Here is an 18,625-nt window from a genome sequence, read left to right as displayed (position 1 = left end):
GTCGCGACTGCAACCTGCGGTAACCCCCGTAGCGGCGCCTTTGGGCGTCGCTGCCCATCACCTGTAACGGAGATAAATTATGTTGAGCACCATTGCGCATGAGTGCCCAGCGTTTCTGCTCAACCAGGCCAAGACCCTGCCGCGAGTTGTCACTGCGGTGGTCAATCCGGTCAATACCCTGAGTTTGAGCAGCGCCAGGCAGGCCTGCGATGAAGGCTTGATCGAGCCAATCCTGGTTGGCGATGTCGGTCAGATTCAACAACTGGCAGAACAGCTGGATTGGGACCTGCACGGACTGCGAATCGTCCCGGCCGCTGATGAGGCGCACAGCGCCGCGCTCAGTTGTGCCTTGGCGGGCAAGGGTGAGGCGGGCGCCCTGATGAAGGGGCATCTGCATACCGACACCTTGCTGCGTGCTGTGCTCAAGCGCGATGCCGGATTACGCACTGCAAGTCGGCTCAGCCATGTATTTCATATGACGCTGCCGGGCAGTGATAAAGCCCTGTGCATTACAGACGCGGTGATCAATGTCCAGCCGTCGATCATCGACAAGGTGCATATTGCACGTAACGCCATTCAACTGATGCATGCACTGGGTTATGACTCGCCGCGCATGGCCATACTCTCCGGTACCGAGGAAGTGAGCAGCAGCATGCCGTCGAGCCAGGATGCCGCCGAGTTGGCCAAACTGGCGGCAATCGGCGCAATCAGCGGCGCGCGCGTCGAAGGCCCGCTGGGGTTCGATAACGCCATTTCCTCAGAGGCAGCACGTATCAAGGGCATCAGTGGCCAGGTCAGCGGCAATGCGGACATCTTGCTGGTGCCGAATCTTGAGTCGGGTAACTTCCTGTTCAAGCAGATGGTTTATTTTATGAGTGCAACTGCGGCCGGCCTGGTCCTGGGCGCAGCTGTACCTATCATTCTCACCTCACGCGCAGACCCACTGGAAGCCCGTCTGGCCTCATGTGCCCTGTCTTCCATTTTTGTCGAGTACTGTGCGCAAGGTCCTGAACGGGCCGTCGCGGTTTAATCATTGAGCAAGGGGCATTACTGATGGCTGTGCAACGCTACGGCTTTATCTTCAAGGCACCGGGTATGGATTTTATGACCCATAACGGTCAGCTCGAGTCAGACCGCTTTGCGGCAACCCTGTGTGGCGTCGCCGATGTCGAACAGGCGGTGATGGTGGCGCTTGAGCTGCTGACACGGCATGTGGAATTGATCGAGTTGTGCGGTGCATTTAGCGCAGATGAAGTGGCGCAGATCCGACTGGCGCTCGGCGACAAGATCCCGCTGGGTGCTGTCCAGTACAGCGCCGAAGATCGTCAGCGCTTGCAGTCGGTAGCATCCTGAATATTTACTCCCCGGCAGCTTTGTTTGTTGCTTGGGATTGCCAGGCGCTGAAAACGCGCCGACGCCACCAGTCACTGCCTTCGATCAACTGGCGAATCAATGCCTGCTGCTGCGCGCTTCCTGTAAATACTTGGGGGCGGGGTAGAACTGGCAAGCTGTTGAGCTGTTCCTGATCGGCCAAGGGGTGTTCGCCGATCAACAGGGGCAAGTGCGGGCAAAGATAAAATAATATCGGGCCGGTTTGAGCATGCATGACCGGCGCTTCGAACAGCACCTGACTGGCCTTGTCGAGCAGCTCCCGCGTCAGCTCTATGCCAGCGTTGCCATGACTTCGACGGATCAGGTCCCAGCGGGGCGCCAGCTCGCGGCGTATGAACCCGTCCAGCCGCGTAGCCAGCTCATCGGCACTCAAGCCCTGCATGTCCAACCCGGTGCACTGCCCGACAATGCGCAAATAGGTCTTGTCGATCAGCGCGCGCCCGGCGTTTTGCCACTCATAACCGGCAGCCTTTTGCAGGTTGCCATAGAACAGCAACAGCAAGCCGTTTTCGCTGGAGCGTTGATCGTTACCGCCTGCGAACAGAGGGTTTGGCTGTTGCCAGCCTACGCATAGACGCTCACTTGTATGGATCAGTCCAGGATTGTCCATCAACGCTGTTGCCGCTGTGGTCTCGTCACTTTTAAACACGCTCAATCCTGTCAGATAGATACATAGCAAGCTGCAAACTAGCGCGCTGCAAGCTACCCGGCTAGCACCAGCTGTGGGCTTGCATTGGGCCAGTTGGGCTGGCCCCTAACAAGGTTCCGCAGTGGCCCTAATGAGTGGGGCCAGCTTTCACTAGCATCGGTGGTCAGTTATGAACCAAGGGTGTAGGTGAAAATAATGGCAACAAAACAACACCACACGATTCCTCCGGTAGCGATGCAGGTCGGTGCCCAGGATGGCGCCTCTGAGTCATGGTTAAGCCGCCGTACTCAGAAATGCAAACTCATATTGCCCGGCCTGGTCACCTCGGCAGTGGTTGGGGTCAGTGCTTCATTTCTTTCCGAGCACTACGGTGCGCCTGTGATGCTGATGGCGTTGCTATTGGGCATGGCCTTGGGTTTTCTTTCGGAGGAAGGCCGGGCGGTTGCCGGGATTCGTTTCACCTCCAGCACCATTTTGCGCATTGGCGTCGCGCTGCTGGGCATGCGCATCACCCTTGAGCAAATCATGTCGTTGGGGGGCACCTTGCTGGCAGTGGTGATTGGCGGGGTATTGCTGACCATGACCTTTGGCGTGGTGCTGGCGCGGATACTTGGCCAGTCGCGGGATTTCGGTATCTTGAGCGGTGGCAGCGTCGGCATATGCGGTGCTTCTGCGGCACTGGCAATCTCCGCCGTGTTGCCCCAGGACAAAAACAGCGAGCGCAATATCATCTTCACCGTGATCAGCGTCACCGCGCTGAGCACCATCGCCATGATCATTTATCCGCCCATTGCCCAGTGGCTCGGGCTTGATGCCCGCCAGGCCGGGGTTTTCCTCGGCGCGACAATCCACGATGTGGCGCAAGTGGTGGGGGCGGGCTACAGCATGTCCGATGAAACCGGCGATACCGCCACAGTGGTCAAGCTGCTGCGTGTAGCCATGCTGGTGCCTATCGTGTTTAGCCTGTCGCTGCTGCTGCGCAAGCGCAGTGACGGACCTCGCGCCGCGTTGCCGCTGCCCTTGTTTATCATCTTCTTTGTGGTCTTTGTTGCCATTAACAGCAGCGGTATTGCCACGCCGGTCATTCGTGATTTCGCCGTGAGCGTATCGAGTTGGTGCCTGGTCACTGCGATTGCCGCACTGGGGATGAAGACTTCGCTCAAATCCCTGCTCGAAGTGGGTTGGCGGCCAGCGACCCTGTTGGTCAGTGAGACGCTGTTTCTCGCGACCCTGATTCTGATCTGCGTTCACTGGATGGGATAAGGTCTATGGCTTCATGACCCTGCAACTGCACCTGATGTTCCTGGGCTGCGTGCTACTTGCCACCCTGGCCCAGAATCTCACAGGATTCGCCTTCGGCCTGATCCTGCTGGGCATGGTTGCCTCCATGAACCTGATTCCACTGGCCGAGGTGGCAATTATCATCAGCCTGCTGACCGTGGGTAATGCGCTGGTGAACCTGGGCGGGCCCAGGCCTGAACTGGACCGTAGCGTCTTGATGCCGGTGTTGCTCAGCAGCCTGATCGGCGTGAGCATCGGGATGTGGGGCCTGGGTGCGTTGAATGAGTCGCAGATGACCTGGCTGCGGCTCCTGCTTGGTTGCGTGATTGTGATCGGCAGCCTGCTGCTGGTCGTGCAGAGCAAGCCACGGGAGCGCCTTTCGCGGCAACCAGCCTTCTGGTTGTCGGGCGGCTTGTGTGGGCTGCTCAATGGCTTGTTCTCCAGCGGCGGGCCACCCCTGGTGTACCACCTCTATCGTCAGCCACTGGGTTACGAGGTGATCCGCAACACCTTGATTACCGTGTTCGCGGCAAACTCAGTCACTCGCCTGGGCCTGGTCATCGCTCAAGGTCAGATGACCTGGCACGTGATCTGGTTGAGCCTGGAAGCCTTTCCGTTGGTGCTTGTGGTGACTGTCCTGATGCGACGCTACCCGCCCAGGCTTTCGCTGCGTGCCGTGCGTTGGCTGGTCTTTTGCCTCTTGCTATTGGCAGGGGGAGGCTTGATCCGGGATGCCTTGCCGGGCGTTCTGATGGCTTCAGCCTGACCCAAGGCGAGCGAGTGCGCCTTGGGCCGGTTTGGCGCTTGTATCAGCCTCTACTCGGCAGGCTCCTGGTTCAGGTCCTGCAATGCGTCGGGCTGGTTTTTAAAGGCCTTGGCAAAAATATCGCGGTTCTTGGCCATATAAATACCCAGTTCTTCACCTTGGGTCTCGTTCAGGCTGGGCACTGCCTTTTGCAATACATCGGTGAGCAATTCAGCCAGCTCAAGCATTTTGTCATGACGATCAGCTTCGGCTTTATCCATGAACAAACGCTCCAGATCTCGACTGCTGCGGTACACCACTTCGACGGCCATTCATCACCTCTACGCCTTCACGCTGATTAATATAGCTGGTTATTCATACAGTGCCTGCAAGGATAAAGAACTTGCAGGCATTTGAACAGCAGCAATCCGTGCGCCAATCATCAGAGCGCCGCGAATTGCTTGCCCTGGCTAGCGATCACTGCGAATCGGGCCAAACTCGGTTGGCACCCATGCATAGGCGTCACCTTCCTTGCGTACATGTCCGATACCCGGGAAAGGCAAGTGTGCGCCCGCGACCCAGAGTTTATCCTCGGCTGCTTCGGCAAACAGCTTCTTACGCGCTTGCACGGCCTTGGCGCTGTCGCTATCGAACTCGATTGTCACTTCCGGATGGCTGAATTGCACCGAATGGCTGTGCACTATATCGCCCCACACCAGCAGGTCCTGGCCTTTTGAGCTGAACATATAGGATGTGTGGCCTGGCGTATGGCCGTTGCTAGGTACCACAGCGACGCCTTCGGGTAGCTTGCTATCGGGCTTGAAGGTCTGCATCTTGTCGGCCGCTGCATAGGGTGCGACAGCCTTCTGGCTCATGGCGAACCGGCCACGAGTGGCTTCTGGCGCCTTGGCTTGTTCGGCGCTGCTCAGCCAATAGTCGGCATCGCCCTTGGGGATGTATATGGTCGCATTCGGATAAGCGCTTTTGCCATCGGCGCTCAGCAAGCCGCATGCATGGTCAGGATGCAGGTGGGTCAGCAATACGGTATCGACCTGTTCTGGTGTGTAGCCTGCTGCCTTGAGATTGTCCTGGATGTTGCCCAGTGCAGGGCCAAAGCACTTGGCGGCCCCGGTATCGACCAGCACCAGGTTGTTTCCGGTGTTGATCAGAAAGGCGTTTACCGCTGTTTGCACGCCGTTACTTGAGTCCAGGAACATCTTGGCCAGCAAGCTTTGAATATCGTCGGCGCTGGCGCCCTTGAGCAGTTGCGTACCGATATCGACATAGCCGTCATAGAGTGCGGTGACTTCAAAGTCACCCACCATCATGCGGTAGTAACCGGGAACCTGGTTGTTTTGCTTGGCAACTGGCTCGGCACTGGTGCTGGCCGCCAACAGTGTGCTGGTCGCAACAGTCAGTGTTAGCAGCGCACGGCGAGTAAAGGATTGAATAGTGGTCATGCTAAATCCTGGTCTGGTAAAGGTTTAATCCGTGCATCAAGTGTTAGACCCCCTTGCCAAGGTTTGTCCAGTGCAATTGCATCTTGTTGTGTTACAGGCTGGCAGATTGTGCTTTGCTTGCGATCAGAAACCGATCCAGCATACTTTTGTCGTTGCTGGCGCTGTGGCTAAGCATTTTTAGGGGAATTCGTGATGAAGTGGGTCGATCGCAGCCGCGAGCAAATGCACAAAAGTGCCAATTCGGTGGGAAACCTGTTGGTAGAAGGCTTCCATTACCTGGGGCTGTTCGCCATTGGTGCAGTCACTGCATGGGCGTCAGTCATGGCGTTCATGGCCATGCTCGAGAAAGGCCAGGCCAGCATTGACGATATCCTGCTGCTGTTCATCTACCTGGAATTGGGGGCGATGGTCGGCATCTACTTCAAGACCAATCATTTGCCGATACGTTTTCTGTTGTATGTGGCTATCACTGCACTGACGCGTTACCTCATTGGTGATGTTTCGCACCACCGGCCACCGGATATTGGGCTGGTATATTCCTGTGCCGGTATTTTCCTGTTGGCCCTGTCGGTTGTCGCGGTCAGGTTTGCCTCGTACAGGTTTCCCTCGAGCAAGCCAATTGACTCAACCGGCGAGGTCATTGGCAAAAACACCGGTCAATAAGGGCTACTCGGCTCAGGGCGCCAACGGCTCAAGCAATGCCTGCAGGTCTTCTTCAGTGAGTTGCCACTTGGCCTGGCTGCCACCGTCGAGAACACCACGGGCGAGGTTGGCCTTGGCCTGTTGCAGGTGCTGGATTTTTTCCTCGACGCTGCCACGGGTGATCATCTTGTATACAAACACGGGTTTGTCCTGGCCAATGCGATAGGCGCGATCACTGGCTTGCGCTTCGCTTGCCGGATTCCACCATGGGTCGAAGTGAATCACAGTGTCGGCGGCAGTCAGGTTCAAGCCTGCGCCTCCGGCCTTGAGGCTGATCAGGAAGATCGAGTGATCGCCAGCCTGGAACTGCTCGACCGGGGTGCGCCGGTCCTGGGTGCTGCCAGTTAGTTTTACGTAGCTGATATTGCGTGCGATCAGCTCGGTTTCGATCAAGGCCAGCATCGAGGTGAACTGCGAAAACAGCAGCACCTTGCGACCCTCGGCGAACAATTGCTCGAGCATGCTGAGCAGCGCACTGAGTTTGCCTGAATCACTGCTTTTCAATGATGGGTCGCTCTCGTCGAGCAAACGCAGGTCGCAGCAGGCCTGGCGCAAGCGCAGCAGGGCCTCAAGGATGACGATCTGGCTGCGGGCCAAGCCCTGGCGGCTGATTTCGGCACGCACCTTTTTATCCATGGCCAGGCGCAAGGCTTCATAACGATCACGTTGCGCCGCGCTCAGGTCGACCCAGTAGGTCATTTCGGTCTTGGGTGGTAACTCACGGGTCACATCCTGTTTTTTACGGCGCAGGACAAAGGGTTTGATCCGGCCGTGTAGGTGCGCCAGGCGTTGCTCGTTGCCTTGTTTTTCGATTGGCGTGCGGTAGTCGCGGCTGAAGCTTTTGGCGTCACCGAGCCAGTCGGGCATCAGGAAGTTGAACAGTGACCATAACTCGCCCAAGTGATTCTCAAGCGGCGTTCCGGTCAGGCACAGGCGTTGGCGTGCACGAATCTGTCCGGCGGCGATGGCGGTCTTGCTGCGAGGGTTCTTGATGTTCTGTGCCTCATCAAGAATCATCAGGCGATAGTTGTGCGCGCTCAAGGCTTTCAAGTCCCTGGGCAAGAGCGCATAGGTGGTCAACACCACGTCGTGCTGATCAATCAGCTTGAACAGGCTGCGGCGTTTGCTGCCATGCAGTGCAAGCACACGCAAGCTCGGGGCAAAGCGTGCGGCTTCATCCTGCCAATTGGGTATCAGGCTGGTTGGCATCACGATCAAGGCTGGCTGCTGCAAGCGACCTGCTTGTTTTTCGCCGAGAATGTGAGCAAGGGTTTGCAGGGTTTTCCCCAAGCCCATGTCGTCTGCCAGCAGCCCGCCCATTTCCAGCTCGCTCAAGGCTTGCATCCACGCCAGCCCCTGAACTTGATAGGGGCGCAACTTTGCGTTGAGGTCCCGGGGGACCTTGGCCTTGAACTCCGGCAAGGCCTGCAGGCGATGGGCGAAGCTGCGTATGGGCTCGCCGCCGTTCCATTCAAGCGGTGGGCCGTCGCCTAGGCGGTTCAGGCGCGGTGCATCAGCCCGTGGCAGGCGAATCTTGTTGTTGACCTCGCCAGGTTCGCGGAAGAACAGCTCGCCAAGCGTGGCAAGCATTGGCTTGAGGCGGGCAAAGGGCAAGGCCACGCGCTGATCGGTTTGCGTCAGGCTGACCAGCAGCATCTCTTCGTCCTGGCGCTGGGCTACGGCTTCGCCATTGAGCAACCAGGGCGTGCGGCGGATGGCCTGGAGCAACACAGGTAACAGGCTGACGCGTTGACCCTCGATGGTGATGCCCAATTCAAGGTCGAACCAGTCATGTTCGGCCGACTCTTCAATGTCGGCGTACCAGTGGTCAATCTGCGCCAGATTGTAGTGAAAACCGGGTTGCATCTCGATTTTCCAGCCTTCGGCGCGTAGCGTGGGCAGGTGGTTATCGACAAAGCGCAGCCAGGTGGCTTCATTGGGCAATTCAAAGTGCTCACCCGGGTGTTCGCCCAAGGCTTCGCTCTGGCGCAGGGCAATACTCAGGCCCATGTCGGTCAAGCGCTTGCGCAGCAGGCTTTCCGCACTGGCGTCACGGATGACGCGCAGGTTCAGGTCGGGTTGTTGGCGGATCAACAAATCCTTGCCCTGGCGACCGTAGGCCAGGTGCCCTTGGTAGTCGAATGCAAGTGCGGCACGGTGTTGCGTTTGCTCCTGCATACGGCCTTTGCGAGCGTCAAAATGCACCCGCGCGTGACTGCCCAGGCTCAATATGGGTTTCGGCATGATGCCTTCGAGGCGCTGTTCGGCGACTTTCTGGCTGGGTGTTATCAGGGCGCTGTGATCCACGGCAGACTTTTGTTGGCGCTCAAGGGTTAGCAGGGCTGCGGCTACATGCTTGCAGTTATAGCCCACCGGGCAACTGCAGTGACCATTAATGCTCCAGCCGTGCGCGGTTGGGAACAGCTTGATGCGCTGCTGGTAGATTTGCCCCGACGAGCCTTTGCAACTGGCAAGCAGATTGTTGTCCGTCAGGTTAAGGAGGGTGCTGCGTGTTTCTTCGGCGTAGCCAAGCCCCCGGCGAAAATGCCCGGCATCGAATGTAGAGCGCCAGTTATCCTGACTCAACTGCAGGATATTCAGGGCCATCGTTGGAGGTCTGCTGGGTGGGTCATCGCTGCGCCGTGAAATTAAGCAAAGCCGATGATTCTTGCACAGTTAAGCGGCCTGATGCAGACCGTTGGGGCAAATATTTTGATTGCCTGCGTCGTCACCGACCGGGGTGATGCACTGGCCGATTAGCTTGCAAACACGGCGCGGTACTGGCTGGGCGTTGCGTGATATGCCTGGCGGAAACGGTTGCTGAAGTGACTGGCGCTGGCAAAGCCACAGGCCAGGGCGATCTCAACCAGTGAGCCTTGGCCGTTGCGCAGTAGCTGCGAGGCCAGGTGCAGGCGCTGCTTGAGCACATAACGGTGCGGCGGCAAACCAAAACTCTGGGTAAACATGCGAGCGAAGTGGTACTCCGACAGTGCGCACATACCCGCCAACTGGCCAAGGCTCAGCGGTTGGTCGAGGTGACTGTCGATAAACTCACGTAATCGCCTACGCTGGGCTGGCGCCAGACCGCCACTGACTTTCAGGCCATCACGCTTGCCCACCTGCGAGAGCAGGGCGTGGTCGAGCAGTTGGTGAGCGATGCTGTTGATCAGCAGGTGCTCGCCGGGTTCATGCCAGTTCATCAGGCTGAGCTGGCGAAAGCGCTGGGCTTGCTCGGCGTCATCAAGAAAGGTGCCTTCGCGCAATTGCAACTCGCGCGGCTCGCGGTCGAGCAAGCGCACAGCCGCCAAGGCAAAGTGTTCCTCGCTGATATACAGGTGGGCCAGGTTGATTTCACCGTTGATGATCCACTTTGAGTGATGCCCGGCTGGCATTACGCAGAGTTTGCCGGGCGCGCCCTTGTTGTCGGGTCGCTCGCGGCGAAATGTGCCGGTGCCGCCCGCCAGATAGCACGACAAGGTGTGATGGGTCGGCGCTTCGTAGTCGCGTACATCATGGCTGTTGCTCCACAATGCAGCGGCCAGGCCGTCGCCTAGCTCGGCACTGTGGTGCAAGCGTGCGTTGGGCGATTGGCCCATTGCTTGGAATACCTGGCTTTCTTCGAGTTGCGCCATACATACCTGTCCTCTAGCCCGAACATGCTACTCCGCCGTGGGGCTGCTGCCAGCCCCCGGCGTGAAAAAAGCGCAAGATTGTGTAAGTCGCGCGGGGCCGGCGCGTGGGCGCCATGCAGTGAAAAGCGCAATTTTGTGCAAGCACGCCGGTAGCGGCAGGCGCAGACTCGCTTTATCTACTGGGAGTTGTGCGATGAACCTGTCGTTGTATTTGATGACCGTACTGATCTGGGGCACCACCTGGATCGCCTTGAAATTGCAATTGGGCGTGGTGGCTATTCCCCTCTCTATTGCCTATCGATTTGGCCTGGCGGCTGCGGTGCTGTTTGCGATCCTGCTGCTCAGCGGGCGCTTGCAGAAAATGGATCGGCGCGGACAAATGATATGCCTGGTACAGGGGCTCTGTCTGTTCTGTATCAACTTCATGTGTTTCTACACGGCCAGCCAGTGGATTCCCAGTGGCCTGGTCGCGGTTATATTTTCAACCGCCACGCTGTGGAATGCGCTTAATGCCAGGCTGTTCTTCAAGCAGCGAATTGCAGCCAACGTATTGGCCGGCGGTGCGCTGGGGTTGTGCGGCCTGGGCTTGTTGTTCTGGCCCGAGCTGGCAGGGCATGAGGCAAGCCCCGAGACGTTGCTGGGTATTGGCCTGGCAGTTATCGGTACGCTGTGCTTCTCCGCAGGCAACATGCTCTCGAGCTTGCAACAAAAAGCGGGCCTCAAACCGCTTACGACCAACGCCTGGGGCATGCTTTATGGCGCCTTGATGTTGCTGGTGATCTGCCTGGTTACAGGCACGCCGTTTACCTTTGAGGCCAATAGCCGCTATATCGGCACCTTGTTGTATCTGGCGATCCCGGGCTCGGTTATCGGCTTTACCGCTTACCTGACCCTGGTTGGACGCATGGGCCCGGAGCGGGCAGCTTATTGCACTGTGTTGTTCCCGGTGGTGGCATTGAATATCTCGGTATTTGCCGAGGGCTACCAATGGACCGCACCTGCGCTATTGGGCCTGGTGTTGGTGATGCTGGGCAATATCCTGGTGTTTCGCAAGCCCAAGGCGCCCGCAGCAGCAGTGGTCGTTGCGCGCTAGCTCTGCGTGTTGCCAAGCGCCTGCAATGCAGGTGCTTGGGTGAATGCTTCAGGCTACTGCGGGTGAGCGCTTTGGCGGGGAATCAGGCACACTGCGAGCAGTACCGGGTAGCACAGGTAATGCAGCCAGAACAGGATGTGGCCAGCCCTGCCGGGCTCATCCTTGAGGTACATCATGGCGAGCAGACCCAGGTACAAGACTCCAAGCACCGCCGCATAGATAGCGACCATCACCCAGCGTTCCCGGCGTTCGGGAAACCGTTGGTTGCGCCACTGAAATACTCCGCGCACGGCAAGGCCGACAGCCACGGCGACCAGCAAGGTGGCGGGCAAGCCACCGAGTTTTACCCAGGCGCGCACCATCAGGTTGAGTACGGCCACAGCCACAACCGCGCCGAATGCGTAGTAATGCAATCTGGGTTGCTTCATCAGAGGGTCCGGTTGAGGCCAAAGCGTTTCATCAGCCCTTTTTCGAGCAGTGCCTTGGGCAGTAGGTTGGCCAGCAGCGGCAGCATATGGCTGCCGTTGCCCAGGCGGATAAGCCGAGGACGCTTGTCGCGTTGCACGGCTGCCAGCAGGTTGCGCGCAAAGTGCAGGGCGGGGGTCGGGTTGTCTTGCGATGCATTGGCTCGGGCGCGAATACCCTCGCGGAGGGGCCACCAAGGTGATTTTTCGTCGATTAACTGCTCTGCCTGCTGGCTGGCATTGCTGCCGAAACTTGATGCAATCGCGCCCGGCTGAACCTCCATCACATCAATTGAGAAGGGCGCAAGCTCCAGGCGCAGCGCATCGGTCAGCGCATGCACCGCGGCTTTTGAGGCGCAATAGGCGCCGGCAAAGGGCGTTACAAGCACCCCTGAAACACTGCCGATATTGACCACCAGGCCTTTATTGCGGCGCAGCAAGGGGAACAGGGCGCGGGTAATGCCGACGAGGGCAAAGACGTTGGTCTCGAATTGCTTGCGCATGCCTTCAACCCCGCCGTCCAATAGCGGGCCCATGGCGCCATAGCCGGCATTATTGATCAGTACATCAAGGCCGCCAATCTCTTCGGCAAGACGGGCGCCCAGCTGCTCAACGGCGGATGCATCGTTGACGTCGAGCTGTACCGCATTGAACCCGGCAGCACTGAGGGCCGCCAGGTCAGACTCCTTCCGGGCCGTGGCCCAGACCTTATATCCGGCGGCCTGGAACACCTCGGCCAGGGCGCGACCAATACCGCTGGAGCATCCAGTGATCAATGCAGTGAACTGGGTCGTCATAGCGTTATCCTGAGCTGAATTGGAATGGGTTCAGAATAAGCCAATGGCGGTTCGCAAACCTAGCGTGAATATCCTGTCATGCCCGTCCAGTCAGTCGGCAAAGCTGCCTTGTATGCGCTGCGCCCGAAACTCAAGGCTGCTGGCCCGATATCCGCTGCGCAGCGGAGGTAAAGGCAGGCAGCTTTCCCAGGTCGAACCAGGCAGCAAATCGCCGGGGCCGGTGTAGCGGGGCGAGTCATAGTTGTTTTCCACCAGGTTGACACTGTCCCCAGGACGGAAGGCTGCCATTTGCCATTGCAGGTCGAGCAAGGGCTTGGGGCTGGCGTTTTTCAGGCTCAATGCCAGTGGCTGGTCTGCCGGGCAATTCTGCGGGTCGTAGGTAAAGCGCATTTCCAGTTCTGCCAGGTGACTTTTCTCACGGTTTTCTTGCCAGATCACGATCGAGGCGACAATAAACAAGCCGACAACGGCAACCAGCGTCACGGGCAGGGCTTTGCTCGGGTAGCGAATCAGCAGGATAAACCAGCTGAGAATCAGGATTGCACCGAATAACATGGTGATGACCTTGGGCGGCGAACATCTGTTCATCCTACACAAGCTGGCGCGGTGGGAAAGGAGGAGGGGTTAAAAAATGTAACCGGCAAAGTGCTGAAGTCGCTTGAGTCACCCTCGAGCCGTCTTCTGCTTTGCTGTAGTGCAGCGAACGGCAGCGGTACCGGCTGTGGGCCCGCATCTCGCGACGAATCGCAGCTGACCAGCAATAGGTCCGCATGGATGAAGCTCCAGCGATTTGTCACATAAGCATGCCAGGCCGGCCAGTAGACCAGCGCAACAAAGGCGTACCTCAAGCCGTCATGCTTGCCGAAGTCCTACGCGATCACGGGTATTGGGCTTACCGTGCACGATTGAGCGCGGCCAGCCCGTCGGGAGCAAGGCTCGAGGTACTTGCTCATCTGGGAATTGATCCTGAGGAATGTCCAGCGACCATGCTGCTACTGCGTATCGAGATGCCTGACTCTGCATCGCAAGCCCAGATGCCCACTCTACCTGTTGGTTGGTCGACAGATCCCCGAGCTCACCCGAGGAATAGGCAACCAGTTCCTTGACGAGTGCAGCGCACTGCTACCAGTGCCGAGCGCGATCATACCGAGCACAGTCAACTACCTGTTCAACCCCCGGCATCCCGAAGCACAGAGCGCGACAATCCATATTGAACTTTTCACCCCCGGTTCGAGGCTGTTCTAGCGAACGCCTCTAAACAGCAAAAAACCAGGCAGAAACGCGGGCTCCGTTGCAGAGCCCGCATTGGCTTTAGCGTACTTCTATGCGTGCAGCCTCATCGTGGCTGCGGCCGTAGACATCTTCAAAGCGTTCGATGTCGTCCTCGCCCAGGTAGGTTCCCGATTGCACTTCAATCAGCTCAAGGGGGATTTTGCCTGGATTGCTCAGGCGGTGAACGGCGGTCATCGGGATGTAGGTCGACTGGTTTTCCGTCAGCAAGAAGGTGCGGTCATCACAGGTCACCTCAGCGGTACCGGCCACCACAATCCAGTGCTCGGCACGGTGGTGATGCATCTGCAGCGATAACTGCGCGCCCGGCTTGACCGTGATGTGCTTGACCTGGAAACGGCCACCCATGTCGACCGAGTCGTACGACCCCCACGGACGGTATACCTCGCAGTGGTTTTGCGCTTCGCAGCGGTTCTTGGCGTTGAGTTCGTTGACCACGTGCTTGACGTCTTGCACGCTGTTGCGGTGGGAGATCATGGTCGCATCCTTGGTCTCGACCACAACGATGTCGTCCAGGCCAATGATCGATACCAGCTTGCCGTTGCCCTGTACCAGGCAGTTGCGGCTGTCGTGAACCATGACATCGCCCTTGACGACATTGCCGTGTACATCCTTGTCGTGCACATCCCAGATCGACGACCAGCTGCCGACGTCATTCCAGCCCGCATCGAGTGGCACTACGCAGGCGCGATCGGTTTTTTCCATGACGGTGTAGTCGATCGAGTTGTCCGGGCAGCAGGCGAAGGTCGCTTCGTCGATATTGACCACATGGTCGGTCTCGTTGCTGCGCTCCAGGGCCAGCAGGCAGGTGTCATAAATGTCGGCATCGTGACGCTTGAGCTCTTCGAGGTAGCGGCTGGCACGGAACATAAACATGCCGCTGTTCCAGAAGTAATCGCCGGAAGCCACAAACTCAACGGCGCGTGCGGCATCCGGTTTTTCGACGAAGCTCTCGACCCGCACCACGCCTTGCGGCAAGCTCTGATCAGCTGTCGAGCGAATGTAGCCGTAACCGGTTTCAGGGCTGTTGGCCGGTACGCCGAAGAGCACCATTTCACCTTTTTCGGCGGCCGACCTTGCAATGGTCAGTGCCGCCTCGAATGATGCCTGGTCGTCCAGTACGTGATCGGCCGGTAGGACCAGCAACAGTTCATCGCGCCCTTCGGCAACCAGTTTCATCGCTGCAATTGCAACCGCTGGCGCGGTGTTACGGCCAAATGGCTCGAGCAGGATCGACTGCGCACTGAGGTTCTGTGTGCTCAGTTGTTCCTGGATGATAAAGCGATGCTCTTTGTTGCACACCAATACGGGGGCTTCCATACCTGCAAATGACAGACGCTTGATGGTCTGTTGAAACATGCTATCGCTGCCTGTCAGCGCCAGGAACTGTTTGGGATACTGTTTACGCGAAAGAGGCCAGAGTCGCGAACCGCTGCCACCGGAAAGAATTACTGGGATCATGTGTTCAACTCCTGAAACGTTCATAGATTTGGCTGGTATCACGCGTTATTGCGAGAACACCCGTTAGCAAGCTCATATGAGCCGTAGAGGACTTCTCCGTAGCGCCTGCCTTGGCGGCGCTATCTTTTAGCGACCTGATTTGCGGTCTTTGTATTGTGGGTTCTATCAATCGGTTTTGGCGGGGCGCTTGACCCAGTTCGGCGAGATCTTTGAACCGCTGCCCGTAACGTACAGGCTGACCACTTCGCCGCGGGCCAGGGCAACTGGCTTGAGGTCGCTGATCTTGTTGTCACCCTTGAACAGTGCCAGCTTGATCTTGACCGGGTTGACTTCGCGCTCGCCGTGGCTTGCAGGGGCAACGCTGTCGACTACCTTGGTCTTGCCGTCGGCCGTCTTCAGGGTGACGTTGCTGTCAGAGAGGTTCTGGACCCGTAGCAAGGCCTTTTGCTTGTTCTTGAACGCTGGATCCTCAACCAGCTTTGGCTCAACGCCCGGCTGGCTGACCAAGGTGTAGTAATGGTCGGCATCGAGTTTCACCGGGATGGTCTTGTCGCCCACCTGGGCGCTGTAGCTGCCCGCGGGCATAAAGCTGAAATCACTTGAACCAAGCGGCGAAACTTCATTGAGCGAGGTGTTGCCCACACTGACACTCAGTTCCGTATTGCCAGCGTTGTAGGCGCGAACGAAGGTCGATCCCTTGGGAGCGATAGGTGCATACAAACCACCTTCTCCGGCACTCGCATGGAAGCTGCCAAGGCTCAGCGCTACTGCGCAAGCGAAAGTGGTCAAGTTGCGATTTGTCAGTAAGGCCATCGGTATTTCTCCATCTTCGTTTCACACAACGGCATTGCAGCCGTTAATTAAGCGAGGTGTCATGCCTCTCTATTACTGTTACGCGCTGGCAAGCGATGCCGGCGCGCGGGTTGGCGCATCAGCGGCTGCCGGTAAGCGCCAGGTTTTGCTCATTGCCAAGTGCTTTAAGCTTTGCGATCCATTGCGGGTCGAATTCACTAAGGTCGTTGGGCATGGGCAGGTAACGCTCGGGGAACTCCCAGATCACCACCTCGGGCGGTGAGTTCTTGAAGTCGTCACTCTGTAGGTACTTGAGCATCGGCAGAATCGGGCCACGACCGTCTTCGGCGTAGTTGCTCAAGTCATGTTGCAAGTGTTCGCGTAGCGCACCCTCGAAATTCCAGTTGGGGTTGGCGCTATAGCTGGTGCCCACCAATGCCACCGGTATTTCGTTGTCAGCAAACAGGGCATCAGCGCCTTCGGTTTGCGAGACAGCTTCGGTGCTGCGTTTCTGCAGTTGATCAGGACGTGGCATAAGGCTTTTGAACAGCGGATCGAGCGGGATAAACCGGGTCAGGTCGCCATGGTATGGCTCGGTTTTACGCGCCGAAGTGACGTACTCCTGTGGCTCGCCTGGTAACTTGAAGTTGTTGTGTACTGTCTCGCTCAAGCGCTTGGCGGCAATGTCGGCGCCCAGTGGCGTCCAGTGGGTATCGGTACGCAGGAATACCTGGCCTTGCGCTTTGGCCGGTTTAAGCACGGCCAGCAGGTCTGGCGCAGTGATTCCGGCACGCCGCAACGCGGTGCGAAAGCGTTGGTACAGATCTGCATGGATCGCGCTGGCGTGGTTGTTCCCCGTGTATTCGGGATACAAGCGCGCCTTGGCGGGCACAACTGCCATCACCAGCTTGACGTCATGCTCGGCCAGCAGATTGCGTACGCCTTCAACTGTATTGAGGTTGTCACGCAGGTTTTGCGGGCCCTTGGCGTCGGGCTTGAACTCTTCATCCGAGTAGAGCCAGCCTTCGACACCAATCTTCACGCCCTGGCGGCCTTCGTTGAACAGTAGGTAATCAAGGGCTGCCCAGACATTGGTGCCAATGTCCTTGAGCGGCAATTCCTTGTCGTAATGATGTTCGAAGCTTTGCGCCAGGTTGCCATCAAGCACGCTGTAGGTCTTGGGTTGCTTGTAGTCGAGTACGCCGCTCATCGAAGAAATGAAGCCCAGCGACAACACAGTAATAAACGAGGCGATATAGATTTTTTCTGCGGTTCTTTTCATGGTCGGCCTCACTCAGAACTGGAAGTAAAGGAAGGGCGAGTAGCTCTGCGCCGAGAGCTTCAACAGCGAGGCGCAAAACAGCAGGAACAGCGCCGTACGCACCAGGGTTTGCGCCATGGCCGGGTTTTGCTGTGCCATTACGCTTGCTGTCGCGGTAGTGGAGCTGATGACCGGGTCGCTACCCAGCGTGGCGTCTTTCTCGGGACGCTTGCTGGAGCGGTGACGGTTGAACTCGCGCACGCCACAGACCGCCAGCACCAGGTAGGCGATGACCAGCGTTGCGATTTGCAGATCATTGATATTGGCGCTGTTCAATTCGCTGAGCTGCCAGCCGTTGAAGCTGAACATCGCGCTGTACATGCGCCAGGCGATGTCGAGGTTTTCCGCGCGAAAAATCACCCAGCCAAGCATGACCAGCAAGAAGGTAAAGGCCCATTTGAAGGGGTTGAGTACCCTGGGCGCAGCCTTGACACCCAAGGCGCGTTCAATGGCAAGCCAGGTGCCGTGCCACGCGCCCCAGATCAGGAACGTCCAGTTGGCGCCATGCCAGAAACCACCGAGCAGCATGGTCAGGAACAGGTTGCGATAGGTGTTGAATGTGCCATGGCGGTTGCCGCCCAGGGGTACATAGAGGTAGTCGCGCAGCCAGGTCGACAGGCTGATGTGCCAACGGCGCCAGAACTCGGTGATCGACTGGCTGATATAGGGTTGATTGAAGTTTTCCATAAAGCGGAAACCCATCATCAAGCCAAGGCCGATGGCCATGTCGCTGTAGCCGGAGAAGTCGAAATACAGCTGCGCGGTATAGGCCAGCATGCCCAGCCAGGCATCACCGGTACTTGGGTTGCTCAGGGCAAAACAGTGATCGACCAGCGGTGCCAGGGTGTCGGCGATAAACACCTTCTTGACGAAACCCTGCATAAAGCGCGTGGCGCCTTCGGAGAATTTGTCGATGCTATGGGTGCGATCAGTGAACTGGTCGGCCAGGTCTTTGTAGCGCAGCACCGGGCCTGCAATCAGTTGCGGGAACAGGGCGATAAAGGCTGCGAAGTTGATCAGGTTTTCCGTGGGTTCGGTATCGCCACGGTAAACGTCAATCAGGTAGCTCAGCGACTGGAAAATGTAGAAGGAAATCCCAATCGGCAAGATTACATGGGTCAGTACAAAGGGCTCGAAGCCTGCTGCCTCCATCACCTTGTTGATATTGGCCACACCGAAGTTGGCGTACTTGAAGTAACCCAGGGTCGCCAGGTTACCGGCCACGCCCCAGAGCACCCAGCGTTGTGCGGCCTTGGTACGGACTCCCGCGCGGTATATGCGCAGGCCAAAGCCGTAGTTCCACAATGTGACAGCCACGAATAACAGCAGGAAATCGACTCGCCACCAGGCATAGAAGCTGTAGCTGCCAATCAGGATCAACAAGTTGCGGTAGCGTGCGCCACTGAGGTAGTACAAGCCGAGGAAGATCGGCAAGAACAAAAACAGGAACACGTTGGATGAAAAGACCATCCGTGCTTCTCCATTAACAGGTCAATAACAGAGCTCTTGAGCTCGTCGCCCCGCCAAACCACTTGGCGGGGATGGG

At 57.8% G+C, this 18,625-nt stretch carries 19 protein-coding genes; 7 read left to right on the top strand and 12 right to left on the bottom strand.

Going from position 1 to position 18,625, the window contains the following annotated elements; translation table 11 throughout:
- Positions 1-79: 79 nt before the first annotated feature.
- Both CHB79_RS07600 and CHB79_RS07595 read left to right on the top strand, forming a co-directional pair.
- Complete coding sequence (locus tag CHB79_RS07600; protein WP_089359453.1) at positions 80-1,030, top strand: bifunctional enoyl-CoA hydratase/phosphate acetyltransferase; 951 nt, start codon at positions 80-82, stop codon at positions 1,028-1,030.
- 23 nt (positions 1,031-1,053) lie between these two features.
- Entirely contained in the window at positions 1,054-1,353 is a 300-nt protein-coding gene (locus CHB79_RS07595) for a DUF6506 family protein (protein ID WP_010486524.1), read from the top strand.
- Between the two features lie 4 nt (positions 1,354-1,357).
- Here the strand turns inward: CHB79_RS07595 and CHB79_RS07590 are convergent, their stop codons facing one another.
- Positions 1,358-2,041: a hypothetical protein gene (locus tag CHB79_RS07590; RefSeq protein ID WP_141133418.1), complete on the bottom strand. Its 684-nt coding sequence runs from the start codon at positions 2,039-2,041 to the stop codon at positions 1,358-1,360.
- Between the two features lie 234 nt (positions 2,042-2,275).
- Here CHB79_RS07590 and CHB79_RS07585 point away from each other — a divergent pair, with 234 nt between their 5' ends.
- The gene (locus tag CHB79_RS07585) at positions 2,276-3,304 is read left to right on the top strand and encodes a YeiH family protein (protein ID WP_010486527.1); all 1,029 of its coding nucleotides are present in this window, start codon (positions 2,276-2,278) and stop codon (positions 3,302-3,304) included.
- 13 nt (positions 3,305-3,317) lie between these two features.
- Positions 3,318-4,088 (top strand): TSUP family transporter, encoded by a 771-nt coding sequence (locus tag CHB79_RS07580; RefSeq protein WP_089359451.1) that lies wholly within the window; start codon positions 3,318-3,320, stop codon positions 4,086-4,088.
- Between the two features lie 50 nt (positions 4,089-4,138).
- Here CHB79_RS07580 and CHB79_RS07575 read toward each other — a convergent pair whose 3' ends face one another.
- Positions 4,139-4,399: a YebG family protein gene (locus tag CHB79_RS07575; protein WP_010486531.1), complete on the bottom strand. Its 261-nt coding sequence runs from the start codon at positions 4,397-4,399 to the stop codon at positions 4,139-4,141.
- Between the two features lie 138 nt (positions 4,400-4,537).
- A complete protein-coding gene (locus CHB79_RS07570) occupies positions 4,538-5,527 on the bottom strand; it encodes an MBL fold metallo-hydrolase (RefSeq protein WP_089359450.1) in 990 nt (329 codons plus the stop codon).
- Positions 5,528-5,719: 192 nt separating this feature from the next.
- Here CHB79_RS07570 and CHB79_RS07565 point away from each other — a divergent pair, with 192 nt between their 5' ends.
- Positions 5,720-6,190 carry a phosphate-starvation-inducible protein PsiE gene (locus CHB79_RS07565; RefSeq protein WP_089359449.1) on the top strand — a complete coding sequence of 157 codons (471 nt, stop codon included), beginning with the start codon at positions 5,720-5,722 and terminating at the stop codon, positions 6,188-6,190.
- 12 nt (positions 6,191-6,202) lie between these two features.
- Here the strand turns inward: CHB79_RS07565 and CHB79_RS07560 are convergent, their stop codons facing one another.
- Together CHB79_RS07560 and CHB79_RS07555 are read right to left on the bottom strand one after the other, a co-directional pair.
- Positions 6,203-8,836 (bottom strand): DEAD/DEAH box helicase, encoded by a 2,634-nt coding sequence (locus CHB79_RS07560; protein WP_089359448.1) that lies wholly within the window; start codon positions 8,834-8,836, stop codon positions 6,203-6,205.
- A 149-nt stretch (positions 8,837-8,985) separates the two neighbouring features.
- Positions 8,986-9,861 carry an AraC family transcriptional regulator gene (locus CHB79_RS07555; RefSeq protein WP_089359447.1) on the bottom strand — a complete coding sequence of 292 codons (876 nt, stop codon included), beginning with the start codon at positions 9,859-9,861 and terminating at the stop codon, positions 8,986-8,988.
- A gap of 193 nt (positions 9,862-10,054) precedes the next feature.
- On the opposite strand from CHB79_RS07555, the gene CHB79_RS07550 reads away from it, so the two are divergent.
- Positions 10,055-10,954, top strand: a complete 900-nt coding sequence (locus CHB79_RS07550; protein WP_089359446.1) for a DMT family transporter — start codon at positions 10,055-10,057, stop codon at positions 10,952-10,954.
- A gap of 53 nt (positions 10,955-11,007) precedes the next feature.
- Here CHB79_RS07550 and CHB79_RS07545 read toward each other — a convergent pair whose 3' ends face one another.
- The 3 genes from CHB79_RS07545 to CHB79_RS07535 all read right to left on the bottom strand — a co-directional run bounded on the left by CHB79_RS07545 (position 11,008) and on the right by CHB79_RS07535 (position 12,770).
- On the bottom strand, positions 11,008-11,382 hold the full coding sequence (locus CHB79_RS07545) for a hypothetical protein (protein ID WP_089359445.1): 375 nt from the start codon (positions 11,380-11,382) through the stop codon (positions 11,008-11,010).
- Positions 11,382-12,215 (bottom strand): SDR family oxidoreductase, encoded by an 834-nt coding sequence (locus CHB79_RS07540; protein ID WP_089359444.1) that lies wholly within the window; start codon positions 12,213-12,215, stop codon positions 11,382-11,384. The genes CHB79_RS07545 and CHB79_RS07540 overlap by 1 nt, the downstream gene beginning before the upstream one ends.
- Positions 12,216-12,305: 90 nt before the next feature.
- On the bottom strand, positions 12,306-12,770 hold the full coding sequence (locus CHB79_RS07535; RefSeq protein WP_010486546.1) for a hypothetical protein: 465 nt from the start codon (positions 12,768-12,770) through the stop codon (positions 12,306-12,308).
- A 573-nt stretch (positions 12,771-13,343) separates the two neighbouring features.
- On the opposite strand from CHB79_RS07535, the gene CHB79_RS22390 reads away from it, so the two are divergent.
- Positions 13,344-13,460: a hypothetical protein gene (locus tag CHB79_RS22390; protein ID WP_425439586.1), complete on the top strand. Its 117-nt coding sequence runs from the start codon at positions 13,344-13,346 to the stop codon at positions 13,458-13,460.
- 66 nt (positions 13,461-13,526) lie between these two features.
- On the opposite strand, the gene CHB79_RS07525 is transcribed toward CHB79_RS22390, so the two are convergent.
- From CHB79_RS07525 to CHB79_RS07510, 4 genes are all read right to left on the bottom strand, one after another.
- Entirely contained in the window at positions 13,527-14,966 is a 1,440-nt protein-coding gene (locus CHB79_RS07525) for a mannose-1-phosphate guanylyltransferase/mannose-6-phosphate isomerase (protein WP_089359443.1), read from the bottom strand.
- Positions 14,967-15,131: 165 nt separating this feature from the next.
- Positions 15,132-15,779 (bottom strand): alginate O-acetyltransferase AlgF, encoded by a 648-nt coding sequence (locus tag CHB79_RS07520; RefSeq protein ID WP_010486553.1) that lies wholly within the window; start codon positions 15,777-15,779, stop codon positions 15,132-15,134.
- Positions 15,780-15,897: 118 nt separating this feature from the next.
- Positions 15,898-17,040, bottom strand: coding sequence for an alginate O-acetyltransferase (locus tag CHB79_RS07515; RefSeq protein WP_089359442.1), 1,143 nt, complete (start codon positions 17,038-17,040; stop codon positions 15,898-15,900).
- 12 nt (positions 17,041-17,052) lie between these two features.
- Positions 17,053-18,549 carry an MBOAT family O-acyltransferase gene (locus tag CHB79_RS07510; protein ID WP_089359441.1) on the bottom strand — a complete coding sequence of 499 codons (1,497 nt, stop codon included), beginning with the start codon at positions 18,547-18,549 and terminating at the stop codon, positions 17,053-17,055.
- Positions 18,550-18,625 lie beyond the last annotated feature (76 nt).

The sequence above is a fragment of the Pseudomonas segetis genome (assembly GCF_900188155.1).
GTDB classification, from domain to species: Bacteria; Pseudomonadota; Gammaproteobacteria; order Pseudomonadales; family Pseudomonadaceae; genus Aquipseudomonas; species Aquipseudomonas segetis.
Note: the sequence above shows the minus strand (reverse complement) of the source record. Positions and strands in the feature narration are given on the sequence as shown.